Source organism: Corticibacter populi (assembly GCF_004217315.1).
Lineage (GTDB): Bacteria > Pseudomonadota > Gammaproteobacteria > Burkholderiales > Burkholderiaceae_C > Lampropedia > Lampropedia populi.
The window spans coordinates 239,442-262,943 of the sequence record NZ_SGWR01000005.1; the positions used below are offsets into that span (position 1 = coordinate 239,442).

26 protein-coding genes, 1 tRNA gene and 1 pseudogene are annotated in these 23,502 nt (G+C 62.8%); 22 read left to right on the top strand and 6 right to left on the bottom strand.

Annotated elements, in window-relative coordinates:
- Positions 1–30: 30 nt before the first annotated feature.
- From rplN to EV687_RS17680, 18 genes are all read left to right on the top strand, one after another.
- On the top strand, positions 31–399 hold the full coding sequence (gene rplN / locus EV687_RS17595) for a 50S ribosomal protein L14 (protein WP_122231612.1): 369 nt from the start codon (positions 31–33) through the stop codon (positions 397–399).
- An 8-nt stretch (positions 400–407) separates the two neighbouring features.
- A complete protein-coding gene (rplX, locus tag EV687_RS17600) occupies positions 408–740 on the top strand; it encodes a 50S ribosomal protein L24 (protein ID WP_122231614.1) in 333 nt (110 codons plus the stop codon).
- A complete protein-coding gene (rplE, locus tag EV687_RS17605) occupies positions 741–1,280 on the top strand; it encodes a 50S ribosomal protein L5 (RefSeq protein WP_122231616.1) in 540 nt (179 codons plus the stop codon). It abuts the gene before it with no gap.
- An 8-nt stretch (positions 1,281–1,288) separates the two neighbouring features.
- On the top strand, positions 1,289–1,594 hold the full coding sequence (gene rpsN, locus EV687_RS17610) for a 30S ribosomal protein S14 (RefSeq protein WP_122231618.1): 306 nt from the start codon (positions 1,289–1,291) through the stop codon (positions 1,592–1,594).
- 20 nt (positions 1,595–1,614) lie between these two features.
- A complete protein-coding gene (rpsH, locus tag EV687_RS17615; protein WP_122231620.1) occupies positions 1,615–2,010 on the top strand; it encodes a 30S ribosomal protein S8 in 396 nt (131 codons plus the stop codon).
- 24 nt (positions 2,011–2,034) lie between these two features.
- Positions 2,035–2,568 (top strand): 50S ribosomal protein L6, encoded by a 534-nt coding sequence (rplF, locus tag EV687_RS17620; RefSeq protein ID WP_122231622.1) that lies wholly within the window; start codon positions 2,035–2,037, stop codon positions 2,566–2,568.
- A gap of 11 nt (positions 2,569–2,579) precedes the next feature.
- On the top strand, positions 2,580–2,933 hold the full coding sequence (rplR, locus tag EV687_RS17625; protein ID WP_122231624.1) for a 50S ribosomal protein L18: 354 nt from the start codon (positions 2,580–2,582) through the stop codon (positions 2,931–2,933).
- Positions 2,934–2,948: 15 nt separating this feature from the next.
- Positions 2,949–3,470, top strand: coding sequence for a 30S ribosomal protein S5 (gene rpsE / locus EV687_RS17630; RefSeq protein ID WP_122231626.1), 522 nt, complete (start codon positions 2,949–2,951; stop codon positions 3,468–3,470).
- 13 nt (positions 3,471–3,483) lie between these two features.
- The gene (gene rpmD, locus EV687_RS17635; RefSeq protein WP_122231714.1) at positions 3,484–3,666 is read left to right on the top strand and encodes a 50S ribosomal protein L30; all 183 of its coding nucleotides are present in this window, start codon (positions 3,484–3,486) and stop codon (positions 3,664–3,666) included.
- A 10-nt stretch (positions 3,667–3,676) separates the two neighbouring features.
- Complete coding sequence (rplO, locus tag EV687_RS17640; RefSeq protein ID WP_122231628.1) at positions 3,677–4,108, top strand: 50S ribosomal protein L15; 432 nt, start codon at positions 3,677–3,679, stop codon at positions 4,106–4,108.
- A 30-nt stretch (positions 4,109–4,138) separates the two neighbouring features.
- The gene (gene secY, locus EV687_RS17645; RefSeq protein WP_122231630.1) at positions 4,139–5,452 is read left to right on the top strand and encodes a preprotein translocase subunit SecY; all 1,314 of its coding nucleotides are present in this window, start codon (positions 4,139–4,141) and stop codon (positions 5,450–5,452) included.
- A gap of 32 nt (positions 5,453–5,484) precedes the next feature.
- A complete protein-coding gene (gene rpmJ / locus EV687_RS17650; protein WP_122231632.1) occupies positions 5,485–5,598 on the top strand; it encodes a 50S ribosomal protein L36 in 114 nt (37 codons plus the stop codon).
- A 16-nt stretch (positions 5,599–5,614) separates the two neighbouring features.
- Positions 5,615–5,968, top strand: a complete 354-nt coding sequence (rpsM, locus tag EV687_RS17655; RefSeq protein WP_122231634.1) for a 30S ribosomal protein S13 — start codon at positions 5,615–5,617, stop codon at positions 5,966–5,968.
- A gap of 29 nt (positions 5,969–5,997) precedes the next feature.
- Positions 5,998–6,396 (top strand): 30S ribosomal protein S11, encoded by a 399-nt coding sequence (rpsK, locus tag EV687_RS17660; protein WP_122231636.1) that lies wholly within the window; start codon positions 5,998–6,000, stop codon positions 6,394–6,396.
- Between the two features lie 81 nt (positions 6,397–6,477).
- Positions 6,478–7,101 carry a 30S ribosomal protein S4 gene (rpsD, locus tag EV687_RS17665; RefSeq protein ID WP_122231638.1) on the top strand — a complete coding sequence of 208 codons (624 nt, stop codon included), beginning with the start codon at positions 6,478–6,480 and terminating at the stop codon, positions 7,099–7,101.
- 103 nt (positions 7,102–7,204) lie between these two features.
- A complete protein-coding gene (locus EV687_RS17670; protein ID WP_122231640.1) occupies positions 7,205–8,197 on the top strand; it encodes a DNA-directed RNA polymerase subunit alpha in 993 nt (330 codons plus the stop codon).
- 82 nt (positions 8,198–8,279) lie between these two features.
- On the top strand, positions 8,280–8,684 hold the full coding sequence (rplQ, locus tag EV687_RS17675) for a 50S ribosomal protein L17 (protein ID WP_122231642.1): 405 nt from the start codon (positions 8,280–8,282) through the stop codon (positions 8,682–8,684).
- A gap of 24 nt (positions 8,685–8,708) precedes the next feature.
- Positions 8,709–8,785, top strand: a tRNA-Met gene (locus EV687_RS17680).
- A 642-nt stretch (positions 8,786–9,427) separates the two neighbouring features.
- Here the strand turns inward: EV687_RS17680 and EV687_RS17685 are convergent.
- The 5 genes from EV687_RS17685 to EV687_RS17705 all read right to left on the bottom strand — a co-directional run bounded on the left by EV687_RS17685 (position 9,428) and on the right by EV687_RS17705 (position 19,018).
- Positions 9,428–10,732: an MFS transporter gene (locus EV687_RS17685; RefSeq protein ID WP_122231644.1), complete on the bottom strand. Its 1,305-nt coding sequence runs from the start codon at positions 10,730–10,732 to the stop codon at positions 9,428–9,430.
- Between the two features lie 349 nt (positions 10,733–11,081).
- On the bottom strand, positions 11,082–13,562 hold the full coding sequence (gene rpoD / locus EV687_RS17690) for an RNA polymerase sigma factor RpoD (RefSeq protein WP_122231646.1): 2,481 nt from the start codon (positions 13,560–13,562) through the stop codon (positions 11,082–11,084).
- A 372-nt stretch (positions 13,563–13,934) separates the two neighbouring features.
- A complete protein-coding gene (gene dnaG / locus EV687_RS17695) occupies positions 13,935–16,001 on the bottom strand; it encodes a DNA primase (RefSeq protein WP_122231648.1) in 2,067 nt (688 codons plus the stop codon).
- A 161-nt stretch (positions 16,002–16,162) separates the two neighbouring features.
- Positions 16,163–17,869: a single-stranded-DNA-specific exonuclease RecJ gene (gene recJ, locus EV687_RS17700; RefSeq protein ID WP_122231650.1), complete on the bottom strand. Its 1,707-nt coding sequence runs from the start codon at positions 17,867–17,869 to the stop codon at positions 16,163–16,165.
- A gap of 120 nt (positions 17,870–17,989) precedes the next feature.
- Complete coding sequence (locus tag EV687_RS17705; RefSeq protein ID WP_130466550.1) at positions 17,990–19,018, bottom strand: phosphoglycerate mutase; 1,029 nt, start codon at positions 19,016–19,018, stop codon at positions 17,990–17,992.
- A 262-nt stretch (positions 19,019–19,280) separates the two neighbouring features.
- Here EV687_RS17705 and EV687_RS17710 point away from each other — a divergent pair.
- The 4 genes and pseudogenes from EV687_RS17710 (at position 19,281) to EV687_RS17725 (ending at position 22,911) form a co-directional block, all read left to right on the top strand.
- A pseudogene (locus EV687_RS17710) lies at positions 19,281–20,525 on the top strand (DesA family fatty acid desaturase).
- A gap of 157 nt (positions 20,526–20,682) precedes the next feature.
- The gene (gene rnhA, locus EV687_RS17715; protein WP_122231716.1) at positions 20,683–21,123 is read left to right on the top strand and encodes a ribonuclease HI; all 441 of its coding nucleotides are present in this window, start codon (positions 20,683–20,685) and stop codon (positions 21,121–21,123) included.
- 32 nt (positions 21,124–21,155) lie between these two features.
- Complete coding sequence (locus EV687_RS17720) at positions 21,156–22,259, top strand: methionine ABC transporter ATP-binding protein (RefSeq protein ID WP_242612711.1); 1,104 nt, start codon at positions 21,156–21,158, stop codon at positions 22,257–22,259.
- Positions 22,249–22,911, top strand: a complete 663-nt coding sequence (locus EV687_RS17725; RefSeq protein ID WP_122226989.1) for a methionine ABC transporter permease — start codon at positions 22,249–22,251, stop codon at positions 22,909–22,911. Before EV687_RS17720 ends, EV687_RS17725 begins: the two co-directional genes overlap by 11 nt.
- A gap of 35 nt (positions 22,912–22,946) precedes the next feature.
- On the opposite strand, the gene EV687_RS17730 is transcribed toward EV687_RS17725, so the two are convergent.
- Positions 22,947–23,489, bottom strand: a complete 543-nt coding sequence (locus EV687_RS17730; protein ID WP_122225698.1) for a flavin reductase family protein — start codon at positions 23,487–23,489, stop codon at positions 22,947–22,949.
- Between the last annotated feature and the right edge of the window lie 13 nt (positions 23,490–23,502).

Here is a 23,502-nt window from a genome sequence, read left to right on the forward strand (position 1 = left end):
ATTGCGCAGGAAAAGTTGGGAATTTAAACAATGATCCAGACAGAATCTCGGTTAGAGGTTGCCGACAACACGGGCGCTAAATCCGTCCTGTGTATCAAGGTGCTCGGCGGCTCCAAGCGTCGCTATGCCAGCGTGGGCGACATTATCAAGGTCAGCGTCAAGGAAGCGGCTCCGCGTGGCCGCGTCAAGAAGGGCGAGATCTACAACGCTGTGGTGGTGCGTACCGCCAAGGGCATCCGCCGCCAAGATGGCTCGCTGGTGAAGTTCGACGGCAATGCTGCCGTCCTGCTCAATGCCAAGCTCGAGCCGATCGGCACGCGTATTTTTGGGCCGGTGACTCGTGAGTTGCGCACGGAGCGCTTCATGAAGATCGTCTCCCTGGCTCCCGAAGTGATTTGAGGTGTGGCATGAACAAGATTCGCAAGGGCGATGAAGTCATCGTGTTGGCAGGCCGTGACAAGGGCAAGCGTGGCGTTGTGTTGTCGCGCAAGGATGATTCCTACCTGTTGGTCGAGGGTGTCAATGTCGTCAAGAAGCACGTCAAGCCGAACCCGATGAAGGGTGAGGTTGGCGGTATCGTCGACAAGGTGATGCCGATTCACCAGTCCAACGTGGCGATCTACAACGCGAGCACCGGCAAGGGTGATCGCGTGGGCGTCAAGGTCGATCTGTCTGCGGAGAAGGGCGAACGTCGCGTGCGTGTGTTCCGCTCCAGTGGTGAAGCAATCAAGGTGGCGTAAATGGCACGACTGCAAGATTTTTATCGTGAGAAAGTGGTTGCCGATCTGGCCAAGCAATTTGGCTACAAGTCGGTGATGGAGGTGCCTCGCATCACCAAGATCACCCTGAACATGGGTGTGGGCGAAGCGGTTGCCGACAAGAAGGTGCTGGACAACGCCGTGGCCGATCTGGTCAAGATCGCTGGTCAGAAGCCCGTCGTAACCAAGGCGCGCAAGGCCATCGCCGGTTTCAAGATCCGCGAAGGCCAGCCCATCGGCTGCATGGTCACGCTGCGTGGCGTGCGCATGTACGAATTCCTGGACCGCTTCGTGACCATCGCGCTGCCGCGCGTGCGTGACTTCCGTGGTATCTCCGGCAAGTCCTTCGACGGCCGTGGCAACTACAACGTCGGCGTGAAAGAGCAGATCATCTTCCCGGAAATCGAATACGACAAGGTCGATGCTCTGCGCGGTCTGAACATCAGCATCACCACTACGGCGAAAACGGATGAGGAAGCCAAGGCGCTTCTGGCTGCTTTCCGCTTCCCATTCAAGAACTGAGGTGCAACGTGGCTAAGAAAGCATTGATTGAACGTGAGCTCAAGCGTGAGAAGCTGGCTGCCAAGTATGCCGCCAAGCGCGCCGAGCTGAAGGCCATCATCGACGATGCCAAGCGTGGCGACGAAGAGCGCTACCAGGCCCGTCTGCTGCTGCAGAAGCTGCCCCGCAACGCCAACCCGACGCGCCAGCGCAACCGCTGCGAACTGACGGGGCGTCCGCGCGGCACCTTCCGCCAATTCGGTCTGGCGCGCGCCAAGGTGCGCGAGTTGGCCATGTCGGGTGACATCCCTGGTGTCATCAAGGCAAGCTGGTAAGCACGGTAGGAGTATAGATTATGAGTATGAGTGATCCGATTGCCGACCTGCTGACCCGCATCCGCAATGCGCAGCTGGTGTCCAAGGCATCCGTCAACGTCCCGTCTTCCAAGCTGAAGCTGGCCATCCTGCAAGTGCTCAAGGATGAAGGCTACATCGACGGTTTCGAGGTCAAGAGCGAAGGCGGCAAGTCCGACATTCGCGTCGACCTCAAGTACTACGCCGGTCGCCCGGTGATCGAGCGCATCGAGCGCGTCAGCAAGCCTGGCCTGCGCGTCTACAAGCCCAGCAAGGCCATTCCGCAGGTCATGAATGGCCTGGGTGTGGCGATCGTCACCACCCCCAAGGGCGTGATGACCGATCGCAAGGCCCGCGCTGCCGGTGTCGGCGGCGAAGTCTTGTGCTACGTGGCCTAAGCCGGGAATGGAAGGAATACTGAAATGTCTCGAGTAGCAAAACTGCCGGTGGTCATTCCCTCCGGCGTTGAAGTCGCCATCAAGGATGGACGGATTTCGGTCAAGGGCTCCGCAGCGCAGCTGTCGGTCGCCGAGAATGTTCTGGTCAAGGTTTCCCAGGAAGACGGCGCCCTGAGGTTTGCGCCGGCCAATGACTCCCGCGAAGCCGACGCGCTGGCTGGCACATTGCGCCAGCTGGTCAACAACCTCGTGATCGGCGTCACCAAGGGTTTCGAGCGCAAGCTCAACCTGGTGGGCGTGGGCTACAAGGCTGCTGTCAACGGCAAGAAGCTCAACCTCTCGGTCGGCTTCTCGCACCCGGTCGAGTTCGACCTGCCGGAAGGCGTGGCCGCTGCAACACCGACACCGACGGAGATCATTCTCAAGGGTGCCGACAAGCAGGTGCTGGGCCAGTTCGCCGCCATCGTGCGCGAAGTGCGTCCCCCCGAGCCCTACAAGGGCAAGGGCATCCGTTATTCGGATGAGACGGTGGTCATCAAGGAAACCAAGAAGAAGTAAGAGGCTGCAAGATGTTGAACAAGAAAGAACAGCGTTTGCGTCGTGCCCGCCAGACCCGTATCCGCATCGCCAAGCTTGGCGCGGCCCGCCTGACTGTGCACCGCACCAACCAGCATATCTACGCGACCATCATCTCCGGCGATGGTGCCCGCGTGCTGGCCACCGCCTCTACGCAAGAGAGCGAAGTGCGCGGCAACGTCAAGGGCGGCAACGCCGAGGCGGCTGCCCTGATCGGCAAGCGCATTGCCGAGAAGGCCAAGGCGGCTGGTGTTGAGAAAGTGGCTTTTGATCGTGCAGGCTTTGCATATCATGGTCGTGTAAAAGCATTGGCAGAGGCTGCGCGCGAAGCAGGTCTGCAGTTCTGATCGAGGCGAATGGCAATGGCTACAAAGAATCAAGCAAGAACGCAGGACGAAGGCCGCGATGACGGTTTCCGCGAGAAGATGATCGCGGTCAACCGCACCACCAAGGTGGTCAAGGGCGGTCGTATTCTGGCCTTCGCTGCACTGTCCGTGGTTGGTGACGGCGATGGCCGCATCGGCATGGGCAAGGGCAAGTCCAAGGAAGTGCCCGCCGCCGTGCAGAAGTCGATGGAAGAAGCGCGTCGCAACATGGTCAAGGTGTCGCTCAAGAACGGTACCCTGCACCACGGTGTGGTCGGTCAGCACGGCGCCGCGCGCGTCATGCTGGCACCGGCTCCCCAGGGTACCGGTATCATCGCCGGCGGCCCGATGCGCGCCGTTTTCGAAGTCGTGGGTATCACGGACATCGTGGCCAAGAGCCACGGCTCGAGCAACCCCTACAACATGGTGCGTGCCACGCTGGACGCACTGAAGCGGTCGACGACGCCGGCGGAAATCGCCGCCAAGCGTGGCCTGACTGTCGAAGAGCTGCTGGCTTGAAGAGGTGATGCACATGTCCACGAATCAAACCATCAAGGTCCAGTTGGTGCGTAGCCCGATTGGTACCAAGGAATCCCACCGCGCCACCGTGCGTGGCCTGGGTCTGCGCAAGCTCAACAGCGTGAGCGAACTCAAAGACACGCCTGAAGTGCGCGGAATGATCAACAAGATCAGCTATCTGGTCAAAGTCCTGTAAGAGGTCGACGATGCAACTCAATACAATCAAGCCGGCTGCAGGCGCCAAGCATGCAAAGCGCCGTGTTGGGCGCGGTATCGGCTCCGGTCTCGGCAAGACGGCCGGTCGCGGTCACAAGGGCCAGAAGTCCCGTGCCGGTGGCTATCACAAGGTCGGTTTCGAAGGCGGTCAAATGCCGCTGCAGCGCCGCCTGCCCAAGCGCGGCTTCAAGTCCACGACGCTGAAGTACAACGCCGAAGTGACTCTGGCTGACCTCGAGCAGCTCGGCGCCGCCGAAGTGGATCTGCTGGCGCTCAAGGAAGCCGGTCTGGTGCGCTCGATCGCCAAGGTCGTCAAGGTCGTCAAGTCCGGTGAGTTGACCCGTGCGGTCAAGCTCAGCGGCATCGGCGCGACCGCTGGTGCCAAGGCTGCCATCGAGGCTGCCGGCGGCGCCGTGGCGTAATCGGACAACTAGCGCAAGCGAGGCTGGATTTTGGCTACCAACACTGCACAACTGGCGAAGTCGGGAAAATTCGGTGACCTGCGTCGCCGGCTGGTTTTCCTGCTGCTGGCGCTGGTTGTCTACCGCATCGGCACGCACATTCCGGTGCCCGGTATCGATCCGCTCGAACTCGAGCGGCTGTTTTCCGGGCAGCAGGGCATCCTGAACCTCTTCAACATGTTCTCCGGCGGTGCGCTGGAGCGCTTCTCGGTTCTGGCGCTGGGCATCATGCCGTACATCTCTGCATCGATCATCATGCAGCTGATGACCTACGTGGTGCCGAGCCTGGTGGCCCTGAAGAAGGAAGGGGAAGCCGGACGTCGCAAGATCACCCAGTACACCCGTTACGGGACGCTGGTGCTGGCGCTGTTTCAGTCGATGGGTATTGCCATCGCACTGGAGAGCCAGCCTGGCCTGGTGCTGGCGCCGGGTATGGGTTTCATGGTCACCACCATGGTTTCCCTGACGGCTGGCACGCTGTTCCTGATGTGGCTGGGCGAGCAGATCACCGAACGTGGTCTGGGCAATGGCATATCGATCCTGATCTTTGCAGGTATTGCCGCCGGCCTGCCCAATGCCCTCTCGGGGACGCTGGAGCTGGTGCGCACCGGTGCGATGAACATCATCACGCTGTTGGTGATCGCGCTGCTGGTGGTGCTGGTGACCTACTTCGTGGTGTTCGTCGAGCGCGGGCAGCGTCGCATCCTGGTCAACTATGCCCGCAGGCAGGTTGGCAACAAGGTGTACGCCGGCCAGTCCTCGCACCTGCCGCTCAAGCTCAACATGGCGGGCGTGATCCCACCGATCTTCGCTTCGTCCATCATCCTGTTGCCCGCCACCTTGGTGAACTGGCTTAGTACCGGTGAGTCGGTGCGCTGGCTGCGGGACGTTGCTGCTAAGCTCACGCCGGGGCAGCCAATCTATGTGCTCTTGTACGCATCGGCCATCATCTTCTTCTGCTTCTTCTACACGGCCCTGGTTTTCAACAGCCGCGAGACGGCAGACAACCTGAAGAAAAGTGGAGCGTTCGTGCCAGGAATTCGCCCTGGTGAGCAGACTGCCAAATATATTGATAAAATCCTCGCCCGTTTGACACTGGCTGGTGCTATCTACATCACGGCGGTTTGCTTGTTCCCAGAGTTCCTGATGCTGCGTTACAACGTGCCGTTCTATTTCGGGGGCACTTCGCTGCTGATTTTGGTGGTCGTGACCATGGACTTCATGGCACAGGTCCAGAACTACCTGGTATCGCAGCAGTATGAGTCGCTATTGAAGAAGTCCAACTTCAAGCCGGTTTCGCGTTAAGTGGACGCATTTGGGAAATTTGGGAGTTAGCTATGAAAGTTTCAGCTTCTGTGAAGAAGATGTGTAGAAATTGCAAGATCATCCGCCGCAACGGCGTGGTGCGCGTGATCTGCAGCGACCTGCGTCACAAGCAGCGTCAAGGTTGATAATTAAAGGACGTATATGGCACGTATTGCTGGTATCAACGTACCGCCGCATAAGCATACCGAAATCGGTCTGACGGCAATCTTCGGTATCGGCCGCAGCCGCGCTCGCAAGATCTGCGAGGCTGCAGGCATCGAGTACACCAAGAAGGTCAAGGATCTGACCGATGGCGACCTGGAAAAGATCCGTGACCAGATCGCGCAGTTCACCATCGAAGGTGACCTGCGTCGCGAAACCACGATGAACATCAAGCGCCTGATGGACATCGGCTGCTACCGTGGTTTCCGTCATCGTCGTGGTCTGCCGATGCGCGGCCAGCGCACTCGTACCAACGCACGCACCCGCAAGGGCCCGCGCAAGGGTGTCAAATAAATCGCTGATTAAAGTTAGCAAGGATAACAATGGCTAAGACTTCTTCCGCGTCGCAACGGGTGCGCAAAAAGGTCCGCAAGAATATTGCGGACGGTATTGCCCACATCCACGCCTCGTTCAACAACACCATCATCACCATCACCGATCGCCAGGGCAACTCGCTGTCCTGGGCTTCTTCGGGTGGTCAGGGTTTCAAGGGCTCTCGCAAGTCCACGCCGTTCGCAGCCCAGGTGGCTTCCGAAGTGGCCGGCCGCGCCGCCATCGAGCACGGCATCAAGAACCTGGATGTCGAGATCAAGGGTCCTGGTCCCGGCCGCGAATCCTCGGTTCGTGCACTGGGCGCACTGGGCATCCGCATCACCTCGATCTCCGACGTGACGCCGGTTCCGCACAACGGCTGCCGTCCGCAAAAGCGCCGTCGCATCTAATTTCATTCAAGACCACCGCCATTTCTGTCGAGAAATGGCTCCTGTGCCTATGTGCGCAGCAGATGAACCTAGGAAAATCAAGTGGCACGTTACACTGGGCCGAAGGCCAAACTCTCCCGCCGCGAAGGCACCGATCTGTTCCTCAAGAGCGCTCGCCGCTCCATCGCCGACAAGGCCAAGTTCGACAGCAAGCCTGGTCAACATGGCCGCATCTCCGGCAGCCGCACTTCCGACTACGGCCTGCAACTGCGCGAAAAGCAAAAAGTCAAGCGCATGTACGGCATCCTGGAAAAGCAGTTCCGCCGCTATTTTGCCGAGGCCGATCGCCGCCGTGGCAACACCGGCTCGAACCTGTTGTCACTGCTGGAATCGCGCCTGGACAACGTGGTGTATCGCCTCGGTTTCGGCTCGACCCGTGCCGAAGCCCGTCAGCTGGTCTCGCACAAGTCCATTCTGGTCAACGGCCAGCAGGTCAACATCCCTTCCTACCAGGTCAAGGCTGGCGACGTGATCGCCGTGCGCGAGCAGTCGCGCAACCAGGCTCGTGTGCAGGAAGCCCTGCAGCTGGCCCAACAAGTCGGTTTCCCGGCATGGGTGGAAGTGGCCCTCGACAAGGCCGAAGGCGTGTTCAAGAAGGCCCCGGATCGTGATGAATTCGGCGCTGACATCAATGAGTCGCTGATCGTCGAATTGTATTCGCGTTGATCGTTTTTGATTCATTCAATAAAGAACCGCGACTCGTTCGCGGTTTACTCGCTTCACCAGCCTTACCGGTGTAACGAGCCGGGGGTATTGACAGGAAGTATCTATGCAGACCAACTTGCTAAAACCAAAGACCATCAGCGTTGAACAGATCGCAACCAACCGCGCCAAGGTCGAGCTCGAACCGTTCGAGCGTGGCTATGGACACACCTTGGGTAATGCGCTGCGTCGCGTGTTGCTGTCTTCGATGGTCGGTTATGCACCCACCGAAGTGACGATTGCTGGCGTTCTGCACGAATTCTCCAGCATCGATGGTGTCCAGGAAGATGTGGTCAGCATTCTGCTGAACCTCAAGGGCGTGGTCTTCAAGCTGCACAACCGTGATGAAGTGACGTTGAGCCTGCGCAAGGAAGGCGAGGGCGTGGTGACCGCCGCTGACATCCAGACGCCGCATGACGTCGAGATCGTCAACCCCGAGCATGTGATTGCCCACATGTCCCAAGGGGCCAAGCTCGACATGCAGATCAAGGTCGAGAAGGGTCGTGGCTATGTGCCCGGCACAGTGCGACGCTTTGCCGACGAAGGCACCAGCAAGTCGATCGGGCGCATCGTGCTCGACGCCTCGTTCTCGCCGGTGCTGCGAGTGAACTACACGGTCGAGAACGCCCGTGTGGAACAACGCACCGACCTGGACAAGCTGGTGATGGAGATCGAGACCAATGGTGCGATCACTGCCGAGGATGCCGTGCGCACCTCGGCCAAGATCCTGGTTGAACAGCTGGCGGTGTTCGCGCAGCTGGACGACAGTGACCTGGCCGACTTCACGACGACCACGACCGCTTCGCGCAGCGCTGCAACCTTCGATCCGATCCTGCTGCGTCCGGTCGACGAACTGGAACTGACTGTGCGTTCGGCCAACTGCCTCAAGGCCGAGAACATCTACTATATCGGTGACCTGATCCAGCGCACCGACAACGAACTCCTCAAGACGCCGAACCTGGGTCGCAAGTCGCTCAACGAAATCAAGGAGGTGCTCGCCTCGCGTGGCCTCACGCTGGGTATGAAGCTCGAGAACTGGCCGCCCGCCGGACTCGAGTAAACCCTTTCCACCGCGCCACTTTTGTTGCACCTGCGGGTACCTGATACGGCCCGCAGTTATTTAATCTAAAAAGGAAACTACCATGCGACATCGTAATGGACTTCGTAAACTCAACCGCACCAGTGCCCACCGCCAGGCCATGCTGCGCAACATGAGCAACTCGCTGATCGAGCATGAGCTGATCAAGACGACGGTGCCCAAGGCCAAGGAATTGCGCCGTGTCGTCGAGCCGCTGATCACGCTGGCCAAGGAAGACTCGGTGGCGAATCGCCGCCTGGCCTTCAGCCGCCTGCGCAGCCGTGATGCCGTGACCAAGCTGTTCAATGAGCTGGGGCCGCGTTTCAAGACCCGTCCCGGTGGCTACACCCGCATTCTGAAGATGGGCTTCCGCGTGGGTGATAATGCTCCGATGGCGTTGGTCGAGCTTGTGGACCGTCCAGAAGAGGCCGAAGCAGAGAATTCTGCAAATGTTCAGGACAACGCATAAAGCTGTGTTATAATTTTTGCTTACCGCGCGATGGAGCAGTCTGGTAGCTCGTTGGGCTCATAACCCAAAGGTCGGAGGTTCAAATCCTCCTCGCGCAACCAAATTCAAGAAGCCTGCTGGAATGCCAGCAGGCTTCTTTTTTTTGCAGAAATCATTGATGCTTGGTGCCATTCTTGATGGGCATCCAGCGTTCTGATGTATTTGGTTCGGTTCAACCTGCTCAGAGGTCAAGCCACACTTATGCAAATGGCTCAGCGGGGGCCTCATGCCAAGCGTCTGGTGCCGGCACTGTTGATTGCAGCTGTGATCCAGTCGGCAATGACTCGGCTGGCCGTGCTGCAGCTTCTTGAATCCGCGCGCCGTGAACTGGTAGCTGCAGCCGCCGCCAATCTGGCTCAGGTAAATCCTGGGCGGTTTGCAGGCGCACGTCGTCGATGGTCTACAGACCCTGGTCGCCGAGTTGCGCGAGCACGTGATCAGTCTGACCCACTGGGGCGTCTCGCGCAGGCTCAGGCCCAGGCGAGGGCCGTGGTACTCGGACCGGTGGCGAAGAAGGTGCCGAAATACTCGGTGGTTGGGGCGGCACTCGGTGAGTCGGTGACTTCGACGGCGGGCAGGCGAGATGTCTTGCGTTTGCGCTGCTAGCAGAGGGAGTGGATGGAACAAGCCCGGTCCACTGGAGTGGGGAAAAAATCCCCCGCGCGGGAAATAGGAGCGGGTTTCACCATCGCGGCATGCACCGGTTATGGATGCTGGTCTTCGGTGCGTGACCGGGGCGGTGAGAGGCTGGCGAGACAGCGGCGGCTCAAGGTAGTGGAGAGGCCCAGCAACACCAGCGCACCCACGCCGGCTGAAACGGCAAACACCAGCAGCACCGATGAAGGGCCGTAGCCGGCGGCGAGGATATGTCCGCCGAGCACGGGTGCGATGACGGCGCCCAGACGACCCAGGCCGAGGGTGATGCCAATGGCGGCGGCGCGATAATGCTCCGGAAAGGCATCGGCCACCAAGGCATTGACGAGGTTCTGGGCACTGATGGCGCTCATGCCCAGCAGGGCGATAACGGCGAACAGACCCCAACCGTTGAGTACGCGTGCCGCAACCAGCACCAGGCACGCGCTGGCCAGCAGGCCGGCGACGATGGCTACCGGACGGGAGCCCCAGCGAAACGCCAGGCTGGCCGTGAGCAGTGAGCCCACAATGGCACCTGTGTTGAGGGTGAACATCATCTGCATGGCATCGGTGAAGGGCACGTCGAACTCGCGCATCAGCTGCGTCAGCCAGACACTGACGCCATACCAGGTCAGCAGGTCGGCCAGCGTGGCCAGGGTGCCGAGTACCAGCACACCGAGGCTGGCGCCGCGGAGGATCGTGCGCCAGTCATGCTGCCGCACCGTCTGGTTGGCGTCCGAGTGGCGGGCTTGCCGTTCGATCCTGCCGAGATAGGGGGCAATGGACAATATCGCGAGCAAGCCGATGATGCCCCCGGCCACAAACAGCGGGCGCCACCCCCAGTGGGGAATGATGGCGTGAGAGACCACGGCAGCCAGCATGCCCCCCAGCGGGATGCCGGACATCACGATGCTGATGGCCATGGCTCCGTGGTGCTGCTGGCTGTGCTTGCGGGCCAGCGACAGTCCGGCGGGGAGTACGACGCCCAGCCCGAAACCTGCCAGCAGGCGCAGTGCCCCGAACTGCCAGCCGCTTTGCACCAGGGCGATCAAGGTGGTCGCGGCAGTGAAGCCGGCAAAGCCATAGCTCACGGTTCGGGCCAGGCCGAGCGATTGCGTCAGGCGCCCCGCCATGACGCCACCGAGCAGCATGCCCAGAAAGATCATGCTGCCGATGGTTCCGGCCTGGGCCTTGTCGATGCCCATGTCCTTGTCCATCAGCAGGGATGGAATGGCGTTGCTGTAGATCAGCAGGTCGAAGCCTTCGGTCATCATGATGACGCAGCAGGCCGCGACAACCAGCCATTGGCTGCGGACCGGTCCCAGCGGTGGTGTCAGGGCTGTGCTGGGGCTTGGATGGGCAGGAGCGGGGGGCATGGATGAAATGCGGCAACGTGCATCAATAAGAATGAGATGCGATTATGTATCCATTTCCTGTGCCAGTGATGCGTTGGCGCGGGGTAGCAGTACCGATGCCGTCATGCCCATGCATACGGCGGAATGCCTGCGAGAATTTGTCGGCCCACGACGCATATCCGCAGGCATGTCTGCGGCACGGTATGGTCGTTGTTCGAAGCGTCCGCTAGGCCTGTTGCCGCCCGCTCCCGGGGCAACAAGCCTCTCGCGGGCATCATCTCATGGTCTGCCTGGACTTGGTCGAAGCCCGGGCAATTGGCCTGATGGCAGTGCTGAGAAGCGGTTCACGAAAAGATCGTGAACCGGTTTCTCACAGGTTGTCGATGAAGCTGCGCAGCTTGTCCGAGCGGCTCGGGTGCTTGAGCTTGCGCAGCGCCTTGGCCTCGATCTGGCGGATGCGTTCGCGCGTGACGTCGAACTGCTTGCCCACTTCCTCAAGCGTGTGGTCGGTGCTCATCTCGATGCCAAAGCGCATGCGCAGCACCTTGGCCTCGCGCGGCGTCAGCGAGTCGAGGATGTCCTTGACCACGTCGCGCAAGCCGGCCTGCATGGCTGCATCCATCGGCGCAACGTTGCTGGTGTCCTCGATGAAGTCGCCCAGGTGCGAGTCGTCGTCGTCGCCGATGGGGGTTTCCATCGAGATCGGCTCCTTGGCGATCTTCATGATCTTGCGGATCTTGTCCTCGGGCATCTCCATCTTCTCGGCCAGGATCGAGGCATCGGGCTCGTAGCCGAATTCCTGCAGGTGCTGACGCGAGATGCGGTTCATCTTGTTGATGGTCTCGATCATGTGCACCGGGATGCGGATGGTGCGCGCCTGGTCGGCGATCGAGCGCGTGATGGCCTGGCGGATCCACCAGGTGGCGTAGGTCGAGAACTTGAAGCCGCGGCGGAATTCGAACTTGTCCACCGCCTTCATCAGGCCGATGTTGCCTTCCTGGATCAGGTCGAGGAACTGCAAGCCGCGGTTGGTGTATTTCTTGGCGATCGAGATCACCAGGCGCAGGTTGGCCTCGGTCATCTCCTTCTTGGCGTCGCGAGACGTCTTCTCGCCGGCGAGCATGCGCTTGTTGATGTTCTTGAGCTCGTCGAGCGGCACGACGATCTGGCGCTGCAACTCGATCAGACCCTGCTGCAACTCCTGTACGTCGGGGATGTTGCGGCTAAGCACGTCGCTCCAGGCGTGGCCCGCGCCAGCTTGCTGCTCGACCCAGGCGAGATTGAGCAGGTTGGGCGGGAATTCCTGGATGAAGCGCTCCTGCGGCATGCCGCACTTGTCCACCACGATGGATTTGATCTTGCGTTCCGAGTCTCGGATCGACTTGACCTGCTCGCGCACCATGTCGCACAGCGTGTCGATGGTCTTGGCGGTAAAGCGGATCGACATCAACTCGCGCGTGAGCACGGCCTGCTGATCGTTGTACTGCCGGGAGCCCCAGCCGTGCTTGTCGTAGGCCTGATGCAGGCCCTCGAACAGCTCGCGCAGGTGGTCGAAGTGCTCCATGGCCTTGTTCTTGAGCTCTTCGAGGCGCTTGGTCATGGCCTTGGAGCCGCCCTTGCCATCGTCATCGTCCTCTTCGTCGAACTCGTCGAAGTCTTCCTCGGCGACGAAGTCGTCGGCCTCATCGGGGTCGCTGAAGCCATCGACGATGGTGGTGATCAACACCTTGCCCTCGCGGATTTCCTCACCCATGCCCAGGATGGCGGCAATCACCGCAGGCGAGGTGCTGATGGCTTCCATCATGTCCTGCATGCCACCCTCGATGCGCTTGGCGATCTCGATCTCGCCCTCGCGCGTGAGCAGCTCCACGGTACCCATCTCGCGCATGTACATGCGCACCGGGTCGGTGGTGCGGCCAAACTCGCTGTCGACGTTCGAGAGCGCGGCTTCGGCCTCTTCCTCGGCCTCCTCCTCGGTGGTGACGTTCTGCGCCGTGTTGGTCAGCAGCAGGGTTTCGGCATCGGGCGTCTGTTCGTAGACGGCCACGCCCATGTCAGAGAGCAGCGCGACCACGACTTCCAGGGTCTCGGCCTCGACCAGCTTGTCGGGCAGGTGATCGTTGATCTCGCCGTGCGTGAGGTAGCCACGTGTGCGGCCCATCTTGATCAGGGTCTTGAGGCGTTCGCGCCGCTCGCGGTCTTCCTCCTCGGAGACCACCGAATCGTCCAGGCCGAATTCCTTCATCAAGGCGCGTTCCTTGGCCTTGCTGATCTTCATGCGCAGCGGCTTGACCTTCTCGGCCGTCTCGCTGGCTTCGCTTTCTTCCGCGACGACTTCCTCTTCGATCTCCAACTCGCTGTCGCCACCGACATCCAGGTCGTCATCGACAAAGTCGTCGTCCAGATCGTCCTTGGCCTTCTTGTCAGCCGTCTTCTTGCCCTTGGCGGCGGTGGTCTTGCCGGTCTTCTTGGCTGCGGCCTTGGGCTTGCCGGCCGTCTTGGCGGCCTTGGCCGGCGTCACTGGTGCATCATCCAGTTGCTCGATGTCTGCGGCTGCGCCTTGCTTGGAGGCCGTGGCCTTGCTGGCCTTGGCGGCAGTCCTGGATGGGGTGGTTTTCTTCTCGGTTGTCACGGTTTTCGCTGTGGATGATGAGGCCGGGGCCTTGCCGGTGCCCCTGGTGGATTTTGTGGTTTTGCTGGCGGTCTTGTCCGGTTCATTGGCGCTTGCTCCCGTTGCGGCCTTCGGGGCCTTGACTGCTTTGGCCGTCACTGGTGCGGCGGCAGCGGCTCTCTTGCTGGCTGCAGTACGCGCTTGGGGAGTGGCAGTCGTCGTCTTGGAGGCTTTGGCCATGGTGCAATCTCGCTGGTGATCCGGACAAATCAAAACATATCCCAGCACGCACGTCGTCCAGGGCATGGGGCCTGCTGCGTGGGTACGGTGAAACCGGCCTCACGGCTGCGCGACCGCCCATCAGGCGCTGCGTGCTGGTTGAGATTTTCGAAGCAAGATGAGGGCGAACATTTGGCGTACAGTCCTTGCGGATTTGGAGGCGGTGCTGTCCTGTTGCACGCTTGCCTGCCCCGGAGGTGCTGCTGTCGCTCTTGCTGACAAGAACGCATATTATACCAACACGCCCTTTTTCAATAGGCAGGGCTGATACGGGGCTGATACGGTATTCCCCGGCCGTCGGCGCGCAAGCGCCGGCATGCGGGCCGTTTCACTTCACTTCAGTGTTGCCAGGTGGCTGGTGAGCTGGCGCAGGCGCACACCCGCCTGGCTGTCGGTTTCGTAGGCGCGGGTGGCCTGCTCGATCTCCCATGCCAGCTGCTTTTTCATGATCTGCCGCAGCACGCTGGTGAATTCGCTGCGGTAATTGTCCGCTGGCTGGCGGGCGATGTCCTCGATGCGTGCGAGCAGGCGCTCGATGGCGCCCTGGCGCGTGGTCAGCAGCAGCGGCTTGAGTGTCTCCCAGTCTTGCACGCCATGATGCTGGTAGTGGTCGTCAACCCAGGCGAACAGCGTACCATCGGGCTGCGGCAGGCGGCACAGCAGCGCCAAGTCCTGTTCGCTCAGTGTCTCGAGCAGACCCATGTGGGCCAGCAGAATGCAGGCGGCGTGTTCCTCGCTGCGCAGTGGCCGCTGGCGCAGCGGGCCGGTGGGGGTGCCGCCGCGTCCACCCTGGTTGGCCTTGTTGTTGCGCCAGTTGCGCCCGGTGCCATGGCCGGCCGGCGACCATGAGCTGGCCCGACTCGATGTCTGTGGGCCGTTGGGTTGGTGAGACTGCGATGGCGCCTCGTATTCATAGGGCGGCCATGGTGCCCCCGTCTCGCCGTGGGCGTCGGCAGGCGGCGGGTAGTCGGGGTGCTCGTAGGCGTCGAATGGCGCGTAGGCTTCCGGGGCGTCGGGTGCTGCCGGCATGCCTGGCATGCCAGGTGCTGCGCTGGACGTCGCATGGGGCTGCGAGCGGCGGGGGGAGGCGCCCTGGGCTGCTCCGGCCTGTTGCCACAATTGCTGCAGGTCGGCGCTGTCCATCTGCGCGATGCGGGCGACTTCGGCACGGATCTGCAGTTTGAGCCCACCTTCGGGCAGTGCTGCCCACAGGGGACGGGCCTGGTGGGCCATGCGCGCGCGCCCTTCCGGGGTGGCCAGGTTGCAGTCCTGGCCGGCGACCTGCAGCAGGTACTGGCTCAGCGGCAGCGCCAGTTCGATCTGCTCCGCAAATGCGGGCTGGCCGCGCTCGCGGATGAAGCTGTCGGGGTCGTGCTCCTTGGGCAAAAACAGGAATCGGATGCTGCGCGTGTCGGTGGCAAAAGGCAGGGCGCACAGCAGTGCCTTGGTGGCGGCCTTGCGGCCGGCGTTGTCGCCATCGAAGGCGAACACGACGCTGTCGGTGTGCCGCAGCAGCAGTTGCACGTGCTGTTCGCTGCTGGCCGTGCCCAGCGTCGCCACCGCGTTGGCAAAGCCCCACTGGGCCAGCGCGACCACGTCCATGTAGCCTTCGCAGACCAGTGCATAGCCCATTTGCCGGATGGCCTGCTTGCCTTCGAACAGGCCGTACAACTCGCGGCCCTTGTGAAAAATGGGGGTTTCGGGCGAGTTCAGGTACTTGGGCTGGCCTTGCCCGAGAATGCGCCCGCCAAAGCCGATGCATTCGCCGCGCACGTTGCGGATGGGAAACATCAGTCGGTCGCGAAAGCGGTCGTAGCGCTGGTTGGTCTCGCTCTTGTAGATCACCAGGCCGGCCGTCTCCAGCAGCGGGTCGGCATAGTCGGGGAACACCGCCGCGAGGCTGTGTTCGCCCGGTGGTGCGTAGCCAAGCTGAAAGCGCGCCGCGATCTCGCCCGAGACGCCGCGGCCTTTGAGGTACTGGATGGTTTGCGGGGCCTGGCGCAGCAACTGCTTGTAGGCCTTGGCGGCCCGGTCGTTGATGCCGGAGAGGGTCTGCTGCTCGGCCTTGCGCTGCTGGCGCTCGACCGCCTGGGCTGGCGAGATATCTTCCTGCGGCACCTGCATGCCGGCCTGTTGGGCCAGATCGTGCACGGCATCGACGAAGCCGACACCGGTGTAGTCCATCAGAAAGCCGATGGCGTTGCCATGCTTGCCGCAACCGAAGCAGTGGTAGAACTGCTTGCTGGGGCTGACGGTGAAGGAGGGCGATTTCTCGTCATGGAACGGACATAGTCCCAGCAGGTTGGCGCCGCCTTTCTTGAGCGTGACGTAGCGGCCGACCACATCGACGATGTCGACGCGCTCGAGCAAGTCATCGAGAAAGTTCTGCGGGATGGCCACGGTGGAGGATGCGGAGGGAGAAACGAAACGCCAAGGTGACGATTATGAACCGGCGTGACGGGAGGATGGTGTGCGGTGCGGCTTTCAGAACCTGTTCACGAAAAGATCGGGAACAGGTTCTGAGGTCAGAAGGAGGGCGCGCCGGATCCGTGCGAACCTTCTCATGCCTGCGCCTCGACGAGAAAGCGCAAGCGCTTGCGGCCCATCCATTCGTCGGTTTCCATCCGGTAGGCCAGGCGCGCGCGCGCCGGCAGTCGCTCGGTATGGCCAAACCAGATGGCATCGATCACCTGCCCGTGGTGCAGCAGCTTCATGGCCAGGTGCTTGCCTGCAACCACGCGCTGCTCGAGCACGTCCAGCTCTTCGAGGAACAGCGGCGCTGCAAAGCCCTGGCCCCAAATCTGCAGGCGCAGCAGCTCGGCGGTGGCGATCGAGCGGTGCTCGGGCGGCAGCGGGCCGTCGACCCAGGTTTCGCCCTGCAGCGCGGCGGCATCGAGCCATTCGGTCGCGATGGTCTCGATGGCTTGCTGGAAGATCGGCAACTGCGCTTCGGCCAGGCTGCAGCCGGCCGCCATGGCATGCCCGCCGAACTTGTCGAGTACGCCCGGGTGGCGCTTGGCCAGCAGGTCCAGCGCATCGCGCAGGTGAAAGCCGGGAATGGAGCGCCCCGAACCCTTGAGCAGCCCGGGACTGTCCGGCGAGGCGCTGGGCGCGAAGATGAAGGTGGGACGGTGGAACTGCTCCTTGATGCGGGCGGCAACGATGCCGACCACGCCTTCATGGAAGGAGGCGTCGCAGGCGGTGATGACGGCCGGCATGCGTTGGTTGCGTGCCAGCCGCTGGATCAGGCCGCCGATGGCCACCTGCTTCATGTCGGTTTCCAGCTCGCGGCGGGCGCGGTTGATGTCATCGAGCATGGCTGCCAGTTCGGCGGCGCGCTGGGCGTCGTCGGTGAGCAGGCATTCGATGCCGATGGTCATGTCGGTGAGGCGTCCGGCGGCGTTCAGTCGTGGCGCCAGCGCAAAGCCCATGTCGCTGGCCTGGGCGTGTGCGGGGTTGCGGCCGGCCACCTCGAACAGGGCCGCCATGCCGGCCGGCATCTGCCCGGCGCGGATGCGCGCCAGTCCCTGGCCGGCCAATAGACGGTTGTTGGCGTCGAGCGGCACGACATCGGCCACCGTGCCCAGCGCCACCAGTGGCAGCAGCGTATCCAGGCGCGGCTGGCTGGCGGTGGTGAAGACACCCTGCGCGCGCAACCGGCTGCGCAGCGCCAGGAGCGTATAGAACAGCACGCCTACCCCGGCCAGATGCTTGCTGGCAAACGCGCAGCCGGGTTGGTTGGGATTGACGATGGCATCGGCCTCGGGCAGTTGCGCGGCGGGCAGATGGTGGTCGGTGACGAGCACTCTCAGGCCCAATTCCCTTGCGCGTGCCACGCCCTCGATGCTGGCGATGCCATTGTCCACCGTCAGCAGCAGCTCGGCGCCGCGCTGGTGCACGCGCTCGGCCAGCGGGGCGGTCAGGCCGTAGCCGTCCTGGATGCGGTTGGGCACCAGGTAGTCGACGTGCCTGGCGCCCAGCATGCGCAGACCGCGCAGCGCCACGGTGCAGGCGGTGGCGCCATCGCAGTCATAGTCGGCGACGATGCAGATGCGCCAGTCGGCGGCAATGGCTTCGGCGAGCAGCGCGGCCGCCGCGTCGATGCCCTTGAGACCCTGGGGTGGCAGCAGGCTGCGCAATTGGTGGTCGAGCTCGCTGGCCGACGCGATGCCGCGCGCGGCCAGCAGCCGCGCCAGGAATGGATGAACACCGGCCTGTTGCAGTTGCAGGGCGATGGCGTCGGGGATTTCGCGTTGGCGAAATTGCATGGTCGATGCGATCAGTGGGGCGCGTGCCTCAAATTGGGCAGGTCGCGCCTGGAAGAAAAGGTGGAAGGGGAGGGTAGCGTTGCGCGGGTTGCCGCGCTGCGGCGATCAGCACTGCGACATCTACAGCTCCAGCAGCAGATCGGTGACGGGGTCCGTCCGGCGCGCCGTGGCCCACGGTCGCCACTGCCGCAGGCGGGTACCCAACTGGTGCCAGCGGCTTGCCGGTGAGGTTGCGGCGGCGAGGATCACCGCATGGCGTTCGCCGCAGAGTACCAGCTGCAGGTCTTCGCCGCGCGCCAGGGCCGCCTCGAGCTGGGGCAGCCAGTCGGCATCGAGCGTCTGCCACTGGTTCAGCCAGGCCTGGATATGGCCGGCCAGTGCGGGCTGGCGCAGGCTCTCCTCGACATGCAGCCGGGCGAGGCCCGGCGTCAGTGCATCCAGATGGTCGTTGCGTCCGGTGCCCGAGCACCAAAGCGCATTGATGGCGGGTAGCCCGGTGGCGGCGCGCGCGTCGTTGACCGGATGGTGGTAGAGCAGCATCTGGATTTCCGTCTGCAGGCGCTGCAGACGGCCGGTCTGGCCAAGCGCGGGCATCCACTGGCGCACGTCGCGGTGGATGGCGCGGTCCAGCGAGGTGGTGGGCAGGCCGTCCAGCCAGTCGGCACCTGCCAGCCAGCGGTCGGGGGCGATGGCATGCAGGGTGATGCCATCCTCTTCCCACAGGGCCTGCACGGATGCCAGCAAGGCCTGACTGTGCGCGGGCGAGAGCTGCAGTTGCGCGGGATCGGTGAGCTGGATGCGGTCGGTTGTGATTTGCAGGTGGCTGGGGGTGACGAAGGCCCAGCCGGCAGGCTGGCCGGCGCTGCCGGCCAGTTTCAGCGCATGGGCTTGGAGGGCGGCCAGCGAAAGCGGTGGGTGCTCTGCCGAAAATTCCCGTGCGGGACCCCCGAGCGTCTCCAGCAGGTGCGAGAGCGCGAACTCATGCGGCGCAGTCGGCGTATCGGCGCCGATGCGCAGCCAATGGCGCTGCGGGAGCCGGGCAAGCAGCCGGTTCAGTTGCGGCAGGGCCGGCCGGTGGCCGGTGGTGGTGCCGTACTCCTGCAGGCCGTCGATGGCTGCAAAGGGCAGGATGTGGATGGGCATATTCATGGCAGGTGCGCCATTGTAGTGATGCGGCTTGCGAACAGTGCGTCCGGGTCCGGGGCGACTTGTCCTGTCCGGCTGTCTTGACACTCCGGTGCGCGTATTTCGTACCATCACCGATGGACTGTATGGGCATCGCTCCGGCCATGGGGCCGCGAGCCTGACGAGGCCACTGGAATTTGTTCGCGACCGATCGCCAGATCGGCCCGGCGAGAGCCGGCTCGGCCGGGGCGGGTGGCGCATTCACGGTTTGCAAGGAGGGCCTGCCATGACGGATTTTTCGTTCTCCTCAGCCTGGCAGGGACTTTTGCAGTGGCTCTCGCAGGGGGGGCTGGACTGGGCCTGGTGGCAGGTCCTGCTGTTCACGATAGCTATGGCTATCACTGCGGTTTGCGCCTTGCCTGACAACGATTTCGACATCTTTATCTATTCAACGAACTTCTGATTCACGACACTAGAGGTACGTCCGGCACTGGCGCATGCTTTTCGCTTCTGGCTGTGGCTCTCCACCGGCATGAGTACGCGCGAGTGGGTGGCGGTACATCGTAAGCACCACGCCAAGTGCGAGACTGCGGACGATCCTCACAGCCCGCAGGTCAAGGGCATTCGCAAGGTGCTGTGGCAGGGTGCCGAGCTGTACCGTGACGAGGCCGCCAATGCCGAGACGCTGAAGAAATTCAGCCATGGCACGCCCGACGACTGGCTCGAAAACCGGCTGTATGGCCGTCACACGTTGCTGGGCGTGGGCCTGATGCTGGTGATCGACGTGCTGCTGTTGGGCGCCATTGGGCTTTTGGTGTGGGCCGTGCAGATGGTGTGGATTCCGTTCTGGGCGGCTGGCGTGGTCAACGGCCTTGGCCATTACTGGGGCTACCGCAATTTCGAGGTGCAGGACGCCAGCACCAACATCTCGCGCTGGGGCATCCTCATCGGCGGTGAGGAACTGCACAACCACTACCATACCTATCCGACTTCGGCGCGTTTTTCCGTGCGTCCTTATGAATTCGATTTGGGCTGGTGCCATATCCGCGTGCTGCAGGCGCTGCGGCTGGTCAGGGTCAAGAAGGTACCGCCGCGCCTGCGGCTGGGAGCCGTGCGGCCGGTGGCCGTGCTTGATGCCGGCACGCTGGAGACGCTGATCGCCAACCGCTACGAAATGATGGCCCGCTACGCCCGTGGCCTGCGCAGCACCTGCAAGACCGAACTGCAACGCCTGGGCGAACACCGCGCAGGGGCGGACCGCCAACTGGCGCGCCTGGCACGGCGCTGGTGGCACCGTGATGCCGACAGGATTCCCGGCCATGTGCTGCCGCGCGTGCAGCAGCTGCGCAGCCTCTCACCGGTGATCGACACCATGGTGCACATGCGCGAAGAGCTGCGCCAGCTCTGGCTCAACACCACGCTCGGCCGCGACCAACTGCTCGAGCGGCTGCGCTTGTGGTGCCAGCAGGCCGAGGACAGCGGCATCGCCGCGCTGCAGGATTTCTCGCGCAAGCTGTGCGCGGCCTGCTGATCCTTTCGGACTGGCAGCGCCCCGGATTCCCTGGCGGCCTGCCAAAAAACCCGACAATCGGACGTTTTCGCGCGATGCGCGCGCATGGGTCTGCCCGCGCCGGCAGTGTCCCATCAGAGAGCAACAGGCAAGGACAGAACGATTCATGAATGACAAGCTGACGGCGGTGACCATCTACACCGATGGCGCCTGCAAGGGCAATCCCGGCGCGGGAGGCTGGGGCGCGGTGTTGCAGTCCGGTGGTTCCATCAAGGAGATCCATGGCGGTGAGCACGAGACGACCAACAACCGCATGGAGCTGCGTGCCGTGATCGAGGCGCTGCGGTTGCTCAAGCGGCCTTGCCGCATCACGCTGTACCTGGACAGCCAGTACGTGCGCAAAGGCATCACCGAGTGGATCCATGGCTGGAAGGCCAAGGGCTGGAAGACCGCCAGCAAGCAGCCGGTCAAGAATGCCGAGCTGTGGCGCGAGCTCGATGCGCTGGTGCAGCAGCAGGGACACCAGATCGACTGGCGCTGGGTCAAGGGCCATGCCGGCATTCCCGGCAATGAGCGGGCCGACGAGTTGGCCAATCTGGGTGTGCAGGAGCTGGCCTGAACGCCGGCGGCATCGCAGGAATGTGGAGAACCATGGGTTGCGACGACAACAATGACAATGGGGCAGTTGCACCGGGTCATGCCGCCGTGGTGTTCAAGAGCGTGGGCAAAACCTACCCGTCATCGGGCGGACCGGTGCATGCGCTGGCGGAGATCAGCCTGGAGGTGCCTGCAGGCAGCATATTCGGCATCATCGGACGCAGCGGCGCGGGCAAGTCGAGCCTGCTGCGCACCATCAACCGGTTGGAGAAACCCAGCAGCGGGCAGGTGATCGTCGACGGCGTGGACATTGGCACGCTGGGCGAGGCCGAACTCGTTGCGCTGCGCCGGCGCATCGGCATGATCTTCCAGCACTTCAACCTGCTCTCGGCCAAGACCGTGTACGAGAACGTGGCGCTGCCGCTGCAGGTGGCGGGAGTGCCTCGGGCCGAAGTCACGCGGCGCGTGAACGAACTGCTGGCGCTGGTGGGCCTGCAGGACAAGCACCACGTGCGCCCGGCGCGTCTCTCGGGCGGGCAAAAGCAGCGCGTGGGCATTGCCCGTGCGCTCGCCACCGGCCCGGAGATCCTGCTGTGTGACGAAGCCACCTCGGCCTTGGACCCGGAGACCACGCAATCCATCCTGCAACTGCTGCGGGACATCAACCGGCGTCTGGGCATCACGGTGATCCTGATCACCCACGAGATGAGCGTGATCAGGGAAATTGCGGACCAGGTGCTGGTGCTCGAACAAGGGCGCATTGCCGAGCTGGGCGCAGTCTGGAAGGTTTTCGGGGCACCGCAGCACGAGGCCACCAGGGCCTTGCTGGCGCCGCTGCAGCATGGCCTGCCCGATGACCTGCAGACGCGGCTGGTCAAAGAGGCGCCACAGGCGGGGCGCTACGAACAGATCCTGCAGCTCTCCTACAGCGGCGAGGGCGGGCTGGAGCCCGACCTCGTGCGCATCGGCCAGGCGCTGCCTGGTGTGCGGCTGCTGCACGGCGGTGTCGACCGCATCCAGGGCCATGCGCACGGGCGCCTGTTGCTGGCCGTCGATGGCGCGGCGGTGCTGCCCGACCTTCACGCACTCACGCAAGGCGCGGGTGCCATTGCCCACCATATCGAGGTGCTCGGTTATGTCCCTGCCCATGCCGTTTGAACTCTCCATTCCTGCCATGCGCTATTGGCAGGCCCTGCTCGATACGCTGACCATGGTCGGCGCGTCGGCAGCCATCGCCTTCGTCTGTGGCATTCCATTGGCCATTGTGTTGATCGTCACAGCGCCGGGCGGCTTCCTCGAATCACCCAGGCTCAACCGCGTGGTCGGCTATGTCGTCAATGGATTCCGCGCGGTCCCCTTCATCGTGCTGCTGGTGGCGCTGATTCCTTTCACACGGCTGATCGTCGGCACGACGATCGGCGTGTGGGCGGCCATCGTGCCACTGGCGATCAGCGCCACGCCGTTCTTTGCGCGGATTGCGGAGGTGAGCCTGCGCGAGGTTGATCCGGGCCTGATCGAGGCGGCGCAGGCGATGGGTTGCAAGAAGTGGCACATCATCCGCCACGTCTATCTGCCCGAGGCGCTGCCGGGGATCATCGGCGGCTTCACGATCACGCTGGTGGCGTTGATCAGCTCTTCGGCAATGGCCGGGGCCGTGGGTGCCGGCGGGCTTGGCGACCTGGCAATCCGCTACGGCTACCAGCGCTTTGACACGCAGGTGATGCTGATCGTCATCGTGCTGCTGGTGGCCATGGTCACGCTGGTGCAGTTTGCCGGGGACCGCTACGTGCGCTGGCTCAAGAGCCGGTGATTGCCGGCAGGACACCCAGTCCTGAGAACAGGTTCTCAGACTCCCGGTGGCAGCTTCGACGCCATCATGGCGCGGCGGTCGAATTTGCGGCCGTCGACGATGAAACTGCCATCGCCGATGGCATGGATGGCGCGGCGCTCCTTGCGCAAGGGATCGATATGCGCGGCCACGGCTTCAAGCACCACGATGCAGTAGGGCTCGATGATGTCTGTCACCAGGCACTCGATATTGGCCAGGCATTGACCAATCAGCGGTGCCTTGACCTGGCGGCCCGGCTCCGAGTGCAGGTCGAATTGGACGAACTTGTCGGTATCCAGCCCCGAGCAGGTGCCGATGCCGACGACCGTATCGAGCATGTCCACAGTGGGAATGGCAATGACACATTCGCGCTGCTGGCGCAGTGCGGCGAACGAATGGTTCCATGGCCCGGTGGTGATGGCGAACACCGGCGTGAAATCCATCACCATCGTCCACGAGATGGTCATGACGTTGGGCCGATGTCCGTCGTGCGTGGTGACCAGGACCACCGGGCCGGGCTCCAGCAGCGTGAAGGCTTGGGCAAGTGGCAGCGTTTGCATGCATGTCCCTCCA